Source organism: Bradyrhizobium glycinis (assembly GCF_016031655.1).
Taxonomy (GTDB): Bacteria; Pseudomonadota; Alphaproteobacteria; order Rhizobiales; family Xanthobacteraceae; genus Bradyrhizobium; species Bradyrhizobium glycinis.
Genome location: NZ_JACCHQ010000017.1, coordinates 117,844 through 129,984 on the forward strand (window position 1 = coordinate 117,844; position 12,141 = coordinate 129,984).

General features: G+C 57.2%; 9 protein-coding genes and 1 pseudogene. 7 read left to right on the forward strand and 3 right to left on the reverse strand.

Annotated features, from left to right (window positions below):
• Positions 1-431: 431 nt before the first annotated feature.
• The 7 genes and pseudogenes from HZZ16_RS23390 to HZZ16_RS23415 all read left to right on the forward strand — a co-directional run bounded on the left by HZZ16_RS23390 (position 432) and on the right by HZZ16_RS23415 (position 7,971).
• Positions 432-1,157, forward strand: a complete 726-nt coding sequence (locus tag HZZ16_RS23390) for an FkbM family methyltransferase (protein ID WP_197952115.1) — start codon at positions 432-434, stop codon at positions 1,155-1,157.
• A gap of 89 nt (positions 1,158-1,246) precedes the next feature.
• A pseudogene (locus tag HZZ16_RS38345) lies at positions 1,247-1,354 on the forward strand (IS481 family transposase); the annotation flags it as partial.
• A 633-nt stretch (positions 1,355-1,987) separates the two neighbouring features.
• Complete coding sequence (locus HZZ16_RS23395) at positions 1,988-2,440, forward strand: (2Fe-2S)-binding protein (protein WP_197952117.1); 453 nt, start codon at positions 1,988-1,990, stop codon at positions 2,438-2,440.
• A 2-nt stretch (positions 2,441-2,442) separates the two neighbouring features.
• On the forward strand, positions 2,443-4,764 hold the full coding sequence (locus tag HZZ16_RS23400; protein WP_197952119.1) for a xanthine dehydrogenase family protein molybdopterin-binding subunit: 2,322 nt from the start codon (positions 2,443-2,445) through the stop codon (positions 4,762-4,764).
• Between the two features lie 86 nt (positions 4,765-4,850).
• Positions 4,851-6,638, forward strand: a complete 1,788-nt coding sequence (locus HZZ16_RS23405) for a PQQ-dependent dehydrogenase, methanol/ethanol family (RefSeq protein WP_197952121.1) — start codon at positions 4,851-4,853, stop codon at positions 6,636-6,638.
• Between the two features lie 65 nt (positions 6,639-6,703).
• On the forward strand, positions 6,704-7,321 hold the full coding sequence (locus tag HZZ16_RS23410; protein WP_197952123.1) for a c-type cytochrome: 618 nt from the start codon (positions 6,704-6,706) through the stop codon (positions 7,319-7,321).
• Complete coding sequence (locus HZZ16_RS23415; protein WP_197952125.1) at positions 7,318-7,971, forward strand: hypothetical protein; 654 nt, start codon at positions 7,318-7,320, stop codon at positions 7,969-7,971. Before HZZ16_RS23410 ends, HZZ16_RS23415 begins: the two co-directional genes overlap by 4 nt.
• A 366-nt stretch (positions 7,972-8,337) precedes the next feature.
• On the opposite strand, the gene HZZ16_RS23420 is transcribed toward HZZ16_RS23415, so the two are convergent.
• The 3 genes from HZZ16_RS23420 to HZZ16_RS23430 form a co-directional block, all read right to left on the reverse strand.
• Positions 8,338-9,345, reverse strand: coding sequence for a LacI family DNA-binding transcriptional regulator (locus HZZ16_RS23420; RefSeq protein ID WP_197952127.1), 1,008 nt, complete (start codon positions 9,343-9,345; stop codon positions 8,338-8,340).
• An 81-nt stretch (positions 9,346-9,426) separates the two neighbouring features.
• Positions 9,427-10,875: an aldehyde dehydrogenase family protein gene (locus tag HZZ16_RS23425; RefSeq protein ID WP_197952129.1), complete on the reverse strand. Its 1,449-nt coding sequence runs from the start codon at positions 10,873-10,875 to the stop codon at positions 9,427-9,429.
• Between the two features lie 91 nt (positions 10,876-10,966).
• Positions 10,967-11,896, reverse strand: a complete 930-nt coding sequence (locus HZZ16_RS23430) for a dihydrodipicolinate synthase family protein (RefSeq protein WP_197952131.1) — start codon at positions 11,894-11,896, stop codon at positions 10,967-10,969.
• Between the last annotated feature and the right edge of the window lie 245 nt (positions 11,897-12,141).

A 12,141-nucleotide genomic window follows, 5' to 3' on the forward strand; every position in this document is an offset into this window, starting at 1 on the left:
TATGGCGGCGTTTTGACCAGAGTCCCTCGTTGCGCGGGCTACTCACGCCGAAGTCCTTTAGAACTTAAGAGCTCTCGCCCTCGGCCAGTTCGGTGGTTTGGTCCGTGTTCAAGTCGTTCAAGTTACCGACTTGGACGGATCTGGAGGGAAGGGCGAACGGGAGCGGTTGCCTCAACAATGGTGCCACCCGCGAGGCACGAGCTGTGGCTCAGTTTTAAGTCGGCCATGAAGGCGGCGCGTGACGTGAAAATATGTAACTGGATTGGATGAGCCTCGCGGCATGATTCTAAGGACGGCTGTTCAGCCACAAGAGCTTTTTGATGAAGGCAGGCGGCTCCGTCAAGAACTGTCAACCACCAGCATCGCCAGTTGCCGCTGGCGTGACCACCATGCGAGAGCTGTCTTAACGGCTTCATCTGGAGGGCAAGTTCATGTTTTCCGAGCTTGAAAACGAGTGCATAAACCGGGAAGTGGAAAGGCTGAATCTTCCCAACTCTCGGATCAAGCACTTCGCCCCGGCTAGCTACGCACAAGCCGGAGAAGACGTTATTCTAGAAGGAATGTTGGCTGCGAGACTCCGCAAGAGCCAAAGATCCTGGGAGAGCGTGTTCTATATCGAGATCGGCGCCAATCACCCCATCTCCACCTCGAATACCTATTTGATGTATAAGAGAGGAGCGCAAGGTGTTCTAGTCGAACCCAATCCTGAATTGGGAGCGCTGATCCGGACGGTGCGTCCGAGAGACGTTCTCGTGCCGTCCGTTGTCCTGCCTACTTCACGCGCCTCTGCCACCCTCTTCATCGGAAACGCTCATGAGTTGTCTTCTTTGAATGAAGCGCACATCAGGAGCTTCGGAGAGTTCGACGGCCTAGGAGGTGTGCGAGAGCATATCGAGGTGAGCGCTATAGGCATCAATGAGCTATTGACGCCGTATGCAAACAAAATCGATTTCCTGTCGATCGATTGCGAAGGATTAGATTACGATCTCGTCAAAGCCATTGACCACGAGCGCATCAAGCCTGCCGTAATCCAATGCGAGCCAAGTGAGCACTTTCTAGATGGCAACACGGCTCGCATCATAGATCTAATGGAGAGCAGAGGGTACCGCCTTGCTGCCGTCACCGATCTAAACGTCATCTTCGAGAGATTGAGCTGACGCAGCCACCGAAGGTGGGGCGGTACTAGGTGTCTAGTCCCGGAGTGTGGGGGAATCAGCCAAGCTGATCCCTCATTCCGGGAGGAATTATGGGACAGATACTTCACGGCAGCGCCACGACCACGTACGCCATCCGAGCGGCGATACAGCGATCGAAGGCTCCGCTCAAAGATCTAGCCGCGCAGCTCCGGACGAATATGCCGCGATGCAAGAGCGGCTCGTCGAAGCCATGGGCGAGGAGTTTCAGAGCCGCTCTGTCGTGCCTGGGCAAAGCTGCCAAATCAGTTCGAGGACGACTATGGAAGGAAAGATGAGCGGGCGAAAAGCGTTAGATACGCTTGAGGGCTCGTCGCGGTCTTCATCCGCACTGCTCCGCGTATTTTGTATCTTTGCGGCTTAGTGGCCCCCCAAAACGCTCGTCTCGCATCTCACGGTGTGTGTTTAGAAGCCGATCGACCGTTGCGGTGCAAGAATTCGGCACGCAATTTCGTAACGTCTCATCGTCAATCCATCAAATGCCAGCCTCCGGTATTTGATGGATTTTGATCAGCGAAACGGGGGACTTTCCAGCAAAAGCTTCGGTAACAATTGGAAATAATAAGCAGATCTTCGTCGATCGTGCATCGATTGATGGCATACGGGGGAAAACCATGGCGTGACATTCACGTGCCGTGCTGATGAATGCCCAAACAGCGCGCTTCTCTTAATTCAACCAGTTGATTGCTGTAGATCGCAACGAGACTGAGCGTCTTGGAGCTTGGGAGTGTCGTACGTCACGCCCGACCACTGGCCTGCAAACCACGAGTCTTGAGACCTGGAGGAGGTCGAAGATGAGCATTGAACTTACAATAAACAAAAAATCTTACACTGTTGATGTCCCGCCAGAGACTCCACTGCTATGGGTACTTCGCGATGTAATTGGGCTAACAGGAACCAAATTTGGTTGCGGAATTGCCCAGTGCGGCGCCTGCACGGTGCATGTGGGCAGCGACGCGGTTCGCTCGTGCATAACAGCCGTAAGTGATGTGGCCAAACCAATTACCACGATCGAAGGGTTGGATGTAGATGGCAATCATCCGGTCCAGCGTGCATGGCGCGAAGAGCACGTTCCGCAGTGCGGCTATTGCCAAGCTGGACAGATCATGCAGGCTGCGGCGCTCCTCGCCGCGATCAAGAACCCCTCAGATCTTCAGATCAGTGATGCGATGGCCGGAAATATTTGTCGCTGCGGCTGCTACCAACGGATCCAGTCTGCAGTTCGCAGAGCGTCGAGGGGGGTCTAGTGATGGACGTTCATGCACCGTCGACGTCGTCCAGCCCCAGCGTCAGACTTGAGAACGTTAGCCGGCGTCAATTTCTTCGCTCGACTGTAGCTGTTACGGCGTTTGCTGTAGCTGGCGAGATTTCCGGTTTGGGACCGGCCTTAGCGTACGAAACCGGTGGCGCGCAGATGCCGCATGGGACCGTCAACGATCCGCACGTGTTCGTATCGATTGACTCATCAGGTGTTGTTTCAATTACCGCCCATCGTTCCGAGATGGGTACGGGAATTCGCACCTCACTTCCAATGGTGGTGGCAGACGAGCTGGAGGCCGATTGGTCGAAGGTCCGCATAGTCCAGGCGCCCGCGGATGAGCCGCGTTACGGCAATCAAGACACCGATGGCTCACGCAGTATGCGTCACTTCCTACAGCCGATGAGGCAAGTTGGCGCGGCGATGCGCCAGATGCTGGAGCAAGCGGCGGCTAAACAATGGGCGGTGCCCTTGTCAGAAGTTCAAGCTTCGAACCACGAGGTGGTGCATCGGCCGACTGGCCGCAAGCTGGCATATGGTGAGCTCGCGAAGGCTGCGATGGACTTGCCGACCCCGCAGTTGGAATCCCTGAAGTTCAAGTCTGACAATGCTTTTCGGTATATGGGGCACGGCAACGTTCCGATCTACGACTTGTTCGATATCACGGTCGGCAAGGCCCAGTACGGCTACGATGTACGATTGCCTGGCATGGCATACGCAGTGATCGCTCGTCCTCCTGTCGTCGGCGGCAAACTAAGATCCTTCGACGCTACGGAGGCGCTGAAAGTTCCTGGCGTCGTAAAGGTATTCGAACTCAAGGTTAGCTGGGCGCCGCCTGCCGCGTTCTCACCTCTTGGAGGGATCGCAGTGGTCGCGACAAATACTTGGGCGGCCATGAAGGGCCGAGAAGTCCTGAAGATCGATTGGGAGGACGGTGAGAACGGGGCTTACGATTCCGCCGCTTATCGGCAGCAGATGGCTGAAGCCGCGAACAAGCCAGGGCGCGTGGAGCGAACGCAGGGAGATTTCGATAAGGCGTTCGCTGGCGCGACCAAGGTTCTATCGGCCGAATATTATGTACCGCACCTCGCTCAAGCATCGATGGAGCCACTTGTTGCGACCGCGACCATTCGCAATGGCGAATGCGAGGTGTGGGCTCCGTTGCAGTATCCGTTCGGCGCGCGCGAAGCATTCGCCAAGCTACTCGAGTTACCGATTGATAAGGTCAAGGTGAACGTCACTCTTCTAGGCGGCGGTTTTGGCAGAAAGTGTCAATCGGACTTCGCGCAGGAAGCTGTACTACTCTCGAAGGCACTCGATGGCGCGCCTGTCAAGCTCGCCTGGACGCGAGAGGATGACCTCCATCATGGCTTCTATCATACCGTCACCTATTCGCGGTTAGACGCCGGAGTCGACTCGTTGGGCAAAGTGATTGCATGGCGGCACCGCTCGGTCGCGCCGACCCTGTTTGCGAATTTCAAGCCCGATCCGAAACGCGAGCAGGCTGTTGAACTGGGCTTGGGGCTTGCAGATGTCGCCTTGGACATTCCCAATGTGCGCGTCGAGACCGGTGAGGCGGCGGCGCTGACGCGAATTGGGTGGTTCCGATCGGTCAACAATATACCTCATGCGTTTGCGGTACAATCTTTCATAGGAGAGATAGCCGAGGCCTTGGGAAGGGATCCCAAAGAGGTCCTGCTCGAGATCATCGGGCCGCCACGAAAGCTTGAGCTTGAGAAACTCGGGCTAACCGATCCGCTTTGGAATTACGGCGACCCGTATTCAACCTACCCAATCGATACCGGGCGCCTTTCGAACGTGGTGAACTTGGCGGCTTCGCGTGCGAACTGGGGAAGGTCTCTCCCCAAGGGAAGCGGGCTTGGAATCGCAGCACACCGAAGCTTCCTCTCGTACGTGGCGACAGTGGTCGAGGTGGGCGTGGATAGCCGAGGAAAGCTGATCATCCCGCGCGTGGAGACCGCGATCGATTGCGGCTTTGCTGTCAATCCTGAGCGGATTCGATCTCAGATTGAGGGTGCGGCGGTCATGGGGCTCAGCAATTTCATCGGGGAAGTTTCGTTCAAGAACGGCAGGGCCGAGCAGGGTAATTTTGATAATTACCCAGTGGCCCGCATCGACAACGCGCCGATGAATGTGCGTGTTCACATCGTTCCGAATGGTTCACACGTCCCTGCCGGCGGTGTCGGGGAGCCAGGCGTACCCCCTTTTCTGCCGGCGCTCTGCAACGCGATCTTCGCCGCAACAGGCAAACGTATTCGTTCGCTTCCAGCGGGCGATCAAATCCGCGTCTAGACGCCAGACGTCAAACTCGATCGCGCTGAGCCGCGATTGAGCTCGAACATTAACAACAAAACAATCAGCCCTAGAGGAGTGAAAGAATGTCCAAGGTAAGCAGGACAAGAGTTGGAGCTTGGGAGATCGTCAGGACGATCGTTGGGATTGGCTTAGCGGCAGGCGCGCTCGGGAGTGCGGCGGCGGCTCCGGATGAAACGACGGAAAGGCGGCTTCTCAATGCAACGCAGGAAACGAGCAACTGGCTGCATCACCACCGCGACTACACCGCTCAGCGTTATTCACCGCTGACGCAGATCAATCGCAATACGATCAAAGGGCTGCACGTTGTCTGGACGATGGCTCTGGGTGGTATCGAGGGCGGCGGTATCTGGAGCCATGGTGGTCTGGAGGGGACCCCGATTGTCGAGAATGGATTCATGTATGTCACCGATGGGTGGGGATCTGTCTACAAAATCGATCTCCACGGCGGGAATGGAACTCTTGTCTGGAAAATGGATCCAAAGACCGATCACGACTGGGCTGGCGCGGTTGCTTGTTGCGGCGTCAACAATCGAGGCGCAGCGCTATGGGGCGATCTTGTAATCTCTCATACCCTCGACGGGCGGTTGGTCGCAACCAATAAAGACGATGGCAAAGTCGCTTGGGAGCGCAAGGTAGCCGATCCCGATAAGGGCGAAACGATCACTGGCGCGCCGTTGATCGTAAAGAACTTCGCCATTTCGGGAGTGGCGGGTGCGGAGTACGGCATCCGGGGTTGGATCGCTGCGACCGACTTAAAATCCCAAAAGGAAGTTTGGCGAACCTATACGATTCCAGGCAAGGGGGAAGCAGGCAACGAGACTTGGAAGGATGATCACGAATCGTGGAAGACCGGTGGGGGATCCACCTGGGTGACCGGATCGTATGATCCCCAAGCCAACTTGCTCTACTGGGGGGTCGGAAATCCTGGGCCTGACTTTGATAGTGAATACCGTCAGGGCGACAACCTATACACTAATAGCACCCTTGCGCTCGATCCGGACACCGGAAACATCAAATGGCATTTTCAGCACACACCGAATGATCCATTCGATTATGACAGTGTTGCGGAAAGAGTTCTCGTCGATCTCCCGATCAATGGAAAGCCGCGCAAGGTGGTTCTTGAAGCCGATCGCAACGGCTTCGCTTACGCGCTCGATCGCACCGATGGCTCTTTCCTTTGGGCAGCGCCGTTCGTGAAGAAGGTGACCTGGACCAAGGGCATCAACCCCGAGACGGGGAAACCGATCGAGTATGATCCTAGCAAAGCGGTACAGACCTATGATCCTCAGGCAACGCTGAACCGCAAGAACACGCACGTCACTATTTGTCCAGGACATAACGGTGGCAAAAACTGGCCGCCTACTGCGTATAATCCGGACTTGAGGACCTGGTACATCCCGGTCATCGAGAGCTGTGACGAGCTGGATAACAACGAGACGAAACCCGGCGATTGGAAGCCTCGCGAATTCTTTACAGGAGGCGGTCCAGTCGTGAAGATGCCAATAACAGGAAGTGTAACCGCCATTGACGCTATCACTGGCAAGGTCACCGGCAAGTATGAGACCAAGTACCCGATGCTGGGCGGGCTGCTTGCAACGCCTGAATTGGTGTTCGCTGGTCATCCATCCGGAGAACTCTACGCCCTCGATGCCAAGACATTGAACAAAGTGTGGGAATTCAATACGGGTGGCGGCGTCAACGCTCCTCCGATCACCTTCTCTGTCGACGGAAAGCAATATATTGCGATCCTCGTGGGACTCGGCGGCGCCTGGGACAAGTGGAATCTCGATTCCACGAAAGGCCTGGAAAAGGTTCCCCCGGGCTCCATGCTGTATGTTTTTGGGTTGTGATCCGCTGTGAGGCGAAGTGGGCGGGGCTGCACTCGCCCCATCCTAGATTGGTCCAAGAGGAAAGAATGGATTTGAAGGTCGTGCGCCTGATCCAATGGGTAAACCGCGCGCTACGCGTTGGCATAGTTGGCTTGGTCGTGGGTGGTGGCTTGGCTCTTTTCGCGACAGGAGACTCTGCTTGGGGCGAAGGTGGCACCCCCATACCGGGACAGGTCATTAACGGCGCGCACCGCGCTCAGGATGAAGGGCAACGCATCTACGAAAAGGCAAATTGCGTAGGCTGCCACAAATGGCACGGCGACGGGGGCGGCGGCTATGGAGGCGCAGCGCTTTCGTTGCGAGGTACGCAGCTCAGTCGCGATCAACTCGTCGAGGTGGTTCATTGCGGGCGCCCGGGAACGGGAATGCCGCGTTTTGATCGCGACGCGTACAAGGACTACGGATGCTATTCCGGAACCAAGGCTCAGGATTTGGGCAACAGCCTGCCTCCAGATGCAGCTACATTTCTCCGGCCGAAAGAAATCGAAAAGGTCGTTGATTATGTTCTGGAGCACATCAAGGGGAAGGGACCGACAAGCTATCAAGACTGCATTGACTTCTTCGGAGACAGCTCGAGGGCCTGCGAGGTCTACAAGAACAGATCGATCGGCTCGCAAGCAACCGGAAAGGAAGCGAAGCAATGAAACATCGACGACTGGCTTGGGCTTTGTCGCTATTTCTTCTTTTGCCCGCTTGGGAAAATGCGAACGCACGCGATTCGATCGCCTTACGCGACCTGAGTCTTGGGATGTCTGTCGCTGATATTCCGACCAAGGAATACATCAACCTCACTTGCGCCGCGAAAGAGAGTGTCAAGCTGTCGTCTTGGAACGACTTTCGGGCATGCCCGGCGGATGAAATGAGCTTGCACGGCATCTCGTTTCATTTCAACGATGAAGTCAATCAGCTTGCGGCTGTGAGCGACAAGTATGCGGGCACGAAGCTCGCCGGCCATCCTGTGTTGCTGAAGGGTCTGGTAGACAGCAGCGGCACGCTGCGAGGTATTCGGATCGACACGGATCCGAGCGCACGTCTCTTTTGGCGTAAGAAGGCATATCTCTTGGCACTCTCGGTGAGAGCTCGGTACGGCGAGGCAGGCTGGATTTGCCGAGAGCTGGCGTCTCGTGAAGATGAAAATCCGGTGGGCGGTCTACTTATCAAGGAACATTGCGAGAAGCGCTCAGAGCGGCGGCACTTGATTTTAGTCCGAGAACTCTATCGCCGCGCCGACCAGCCGGTTTCGGATTTTGTCAATGCGACGCACCTCATCATTAAAGAGACTACCGACCCCTGAACGGCACCGTCGACGATTTAAGCAAAGTTTTATCTGGCTCTGTTCAGTGCCGCATTCCGGCAAGGAGTTTTCGTTGTGAAATGTCGAGCTGGCATTGTAGTTCGTCAGCACATGCAATGAGCTGGCCGACAGCGGCGACGCGCGTGCCCGACGCGCTGAAGCATACGGTTCCCGATCCCAACGAATCCGCTGGCAGACCGGACCCGTCTGCCTACCTCCCTCGACTTAAGCCGCTGTTGGAAAGGTCCAGCAGCGGCTTCTTTTTCACGTGAGGGCCAGGGTAGGCGCCGTCAGCCTGCTGCTCGCCTGCGACATCGTCCAGAGCCCATTTGCGGAGATCGGTATCATTGCATCCGTCAGAATATGCTAAAGATTCTGCGCTGTAATAGTGAGAAACTGGACTGGCGCAGTGCTCACGTCGACATCGATCAGTCCTAGGCGGTGAAGCACTGTGTCCAACGACCGGCGTGCCTGCGTTTCCGGCGCGCCGTCGATGCAGATGTCCATCAATCCTGAGCGAAGGCACATTGCCGTGCTCTGAGTGAGCGCATGCCCGATCCAGAAGACCTTCGTAGGATGCGCGTTCAACGCCGCCGCAATCCCCTCCCTGCCGGCCCCCACACTATACAGTCCGATAACGCGATTGTCGTTACGCAGCGCTTCGGAGAGCCTCTCTGCCGAAAGCAGATTGTCGTCATGGCCAAAAACGACGACATGGAAATAGGGGTTGCCATCCGCGTGCTCTATCAGATAGTCGGAGAAGCCGCGTATGCGCTCCCGATGCGCCCGGTAGGCCCCACTGTGGCACATGGCGAGAACAGTGCCACGAATTCCGCGGAGCATGCGCGACATATAATACGCGGCGGTTCTTCCCGCCGCGTAATTGTCAATACCAATGTAGGGCACATCCTCGTCGGCGCTTCCCGTCAGCAACTGTACGACTTCCACTCCAGCCATCCGGGCTTGGCGAATGCTCTCGGTAATTTCAGGATGGTCTGGAGCCAGAACAATCAGACCGGCTCGCCGAACAGGTGGTTTCGCAATATGCTGGGCGACGCCCGATATGTCGTCCTCGCTAACGAAGGTCCGGTGCACTAAAATGGCCGGATCCAACGAGGCAGATATTTGCCGAAAGATAGCGTTGAGGTCTGCATAAAAAACCTCGGCTTCCGGCCGAACGAGGAGCACCTCAATGCGAATGATGCCGCTGTGAGGCCTCAATCGCCGATCGCCATATTTTAGCTTTTTTGCGGCCCTGATGACTCTTTCGGCAAGCGCGGTCCTCACGCCACCACGGTCATTGAGAACCCGCTCAACGGTAGCGGTCCCCACATTCGCCTCACGCGCAATGTCTCTGATGGTCGGACCACTCAAATGCGTGCTCCTTCGGCGTGACTTCGATCAACACGGCACGGGAGTCCGTGGCCTACTTGGTCTCTCGCTCTACCTGTAGGTTTAAGGAACGTTGCCGTCGAAAGTGTAGGACGTCTTCACCGTCGTATAAAATTCTTGCGCGTAGCGGCCCTGCTCGCGCGAGCCATAGCTGGAGCCTTTACGGCCCCCGAATGGCACATGGTAGTCCACGCCGGCCGTGGGGAGATTCACCATCACCATGCCGGCCTCTGCATTGCGTTTGAAGTGGCTCGCGTATTTTAGGCTGGTGGTGCAGATCCCTGAAGACAGACCGAACGGCGTGTCGTTGGCCAGTTCAAGGGCCTCGTCGTAGTCCTTTGCCCGGATCACGGCGGCGACGGGCCCGAAAATCTCCTCGCGCGCGACGCGCATCTGATTGCTCACTTGTGTGAGCAGTGCGGGCGAGAGGTAGAATCCGGGCGTCTCACGCTTCAGGAGCTCGCCCCCGGCAACCAGCTTTGCGCCTTCCGCCTGGCCTATGCTGATATACTTTAGGTCCTGCTCGAGTTGGCTCTGGTCCACAACCGGGCCGATATGCGTGCCGGCTTTCAAGGCGTCATCAATGACGAATAGCTGCATCCGCTCCTGCATGGCCGCTACGAAGCGATCGTGAATCCCATCTGTCACAATCAGCCGCGACGAGGCCGTGCAGCGCTGGCCGGTGGAGAAGAAGGCACTGTTCACCGCGCATTCCACGGCCAGCGGCAGGTCGGCATCATCAAGGACGACCATGGGGTTCTTGCCCCCCATCTCGAGTTGAAGCTTCTTCATCGGGTCGGTTGTGATGCAGGCCTGGGCGATCTTGCGCCCTGTCGGTACTGAGCCCGTAAAGGAAATGCCAGAAACCTTGGAGCTGTTCAGCATCGCCTCACCAACCACCGAGCCCCGGCCCATCACGAGGTTGAAGACACCTGCCGGCACTCCAGCGCGGACGATGATCTCGGCGAGCGCATGGGCCGAACCCGGGACGAGCTCGGCGGGCTTGAACACGACCGTGTTGCCGTAGGCAAGTGCTGGCGCAATCTTCCAGGCTGGAATTGCAATCGGGAAGTTCCAGGGCGTAATGAGACCGACGACGCCGACCGCCTCGCGAGTGATCTCCACACCGATCGACGGCCGGACTGACCGTAGCGTTTCGCCCGTCATGCGGAGGCACTCGCCAGCGAAGAATTGAAAGATCTGCCCGGCACGCGCGACCTCGGCGATCCCTTCTGCCAAGGTCTTGCCCTCTTCGCGGGAGAGCAGACGGCCGAGCTCGCCCTTGCGAACGTGGATCTCGTCGCCAATCGTCTTGAGAATGTCATGCCTCGCCTGGATGCCGGAACGCGACCATGCCGGAAAGGCCTGGTGAGCCGCAGCAATTGCTCGCTCGGTTTCGGCGACCGAGGCGTGGGCATATTCGCCCACGACATCACTGGTGTTGGACGGGTTGATATTTGGGTAGGCCTTCGCGGCCGAAAGCCATTCTCCAGCTACATAGTTGTTTGTCATCGAAAAACTCTGAGCTTGATACAATCTTTCAGGTGCATAAGCCTTTGGTCTCCCGTCAGCTCGATGGCTAGCTCACTTCAGACGGAACCGTTCAGATGCCCCAGCGGAGCGCCAACGGGTTGACGTCGCGCGCCAGCTCAATCAGGCCGGCTTTCGTGTGGGGATGAATTTGCTCCAGTGGATGCCGCACTGCGTCGGACCTGATAACGTTGCCCTCCCTCATCACGGTCTTGGCCGCGCGCAGCCCACATTGACGGTTCTCGTAGTTGATCAGCGGCAGCACCTTTGCATAAGCGGCGGCCGCTTCTGTGCTGCGCCCCGCTATATGATGATCGAAAACGGGCCGCAACAGATCCGGACAAAGCGCGCTCGACATGGTCCCGGTCGCTCCAGCTTGTAGATCCGCCATCATGGTGATGGCTTCCTCTCCATCGAAGGGCCCTGCTATGGCGGCTTTGCCCGCCGCGATCAGATTGCGCAGCTTCGCTGCGGCAAATGGGACTTCGATCTTGAAATAGTCAACAAGCGGCACTTCTTGTGCGAGCCGAACGAGAAAGGGTACCGAGAGGGTTACGCCGCTGAGCGGCGCGTCCTGAACCATGATCGGGATTTTCGCCGCATCGGCGACACGAGCGAAATGCTCGATCATATGGTCTTCATCCGCCTTGAGCCCCGCACCGTGATAGGGCGGCATCAGCATCAGGAGGCTTGCGCCTCGTTCGGCGGCATAGCGTGCGCGTTCCACCGCGATCCGGGTGCTGAAGTGGCTGCAAGTCACGATGACCGGCTTGCGGCCGCTGACATGTGAGAGACAGAGGTCAACCAGCAGCCTGCGCTCCTCGTCCGACAACAGGAACTGCTCGGAATAGTTGGCAAGTATGCAAATTCCGTCGACCTTCTGATCAATCATGCAATCCAAAATACGCCGCTGCCCCTCCAGATCGAGATCTCCAGAGTCAGTGAATGGCGTTGGCGCGACAGGAAACAGGCCACCATAGAGCCGACTTTTCTGGGCTTGCATGAGTAGGTTCTCTCTTCGAGCAAGGATGGGCAAGAACAATTGGTGTGGGGGCGTCTATCGGGGGCGCGGACCCTCGCCTCGAACAATGTTGCGCGGACTGACTCTGGCTCCCGTCGCCAAGCACTTTGCCGCGAACACGGATCGTGAGCTCGCGGAAAGCGCCGCTAACGACCGGGGTTCGTTTTGTGAGGTTCGTTGGCACTTGCGTTGCGATCGGGGAAGAGCGGTTGAGCCTGATATGACGC

What these genes read in the sequence shown, in the direction of transcription:
- HZZ16_RS23425 (WP_197952129.1), bottom strand. Translation starts at nt 10,875, where the DNA reads ATGACAAACAACTATGTAGCTGGAGAATGGCTTTCGGCCGCGAAGGCC.
- HZZ16_RS23390 (WP_197952115.1), top strand. Translation starts at nt 432, where the DNA reads ATGTTTTCCGAGCTTGAAAACGAGTGCATAAACCGGGAAGTGGAAAGG.
- HZZ16_RS23400 (WP_197952119.1), top strand. Translation starts at nt 2,443, where the DNA reads ATGGACGTTCATGCACCGTCGACGTCGTCCAGCCCCAGCGTCAGACTT.
- HZZ16_RS23430 (WP_197952131.1), bottom strand. Translation starts at nt 11,896, where the DNA reads ATGCAAGCCCAGAAAAGTCGGCTCTATGGTGGCCTGTTTCCTGTCGCG.
- HZZ16_RS23415 (WP_197952125.1), top strand. Translation starts at nt 7,318, where the DNA reads ATGAAACATCGACGACTGGCTTGGGCTTTGTCGCTATTTCTTCTTTTG.
- HZZ16_RS23405 (WP_197952121.1), top strand. Translation starts at nt 4,851, where the DNA reads ATGTCCAAGGTAAGCAGGACAAGAGTTGGAGCTTGGGAGATCGTCAGG.
- HZZ16_RS23395 (WP_197952117.1), top strand. Translation starts at nt 1,988, where the DNA reads ATGAGCATTGAACTTACAATAAACAAAAAATCTTACACTGTTGATGTC.
- HZZ16_RS23410 (WP_197952123.1), top strand. Translation starts at nt 6,704, where the DNA reads ATGGATTTGAAGGTCGTGCGCCTGATCCAATGGGTAAACCGCGCGCTA.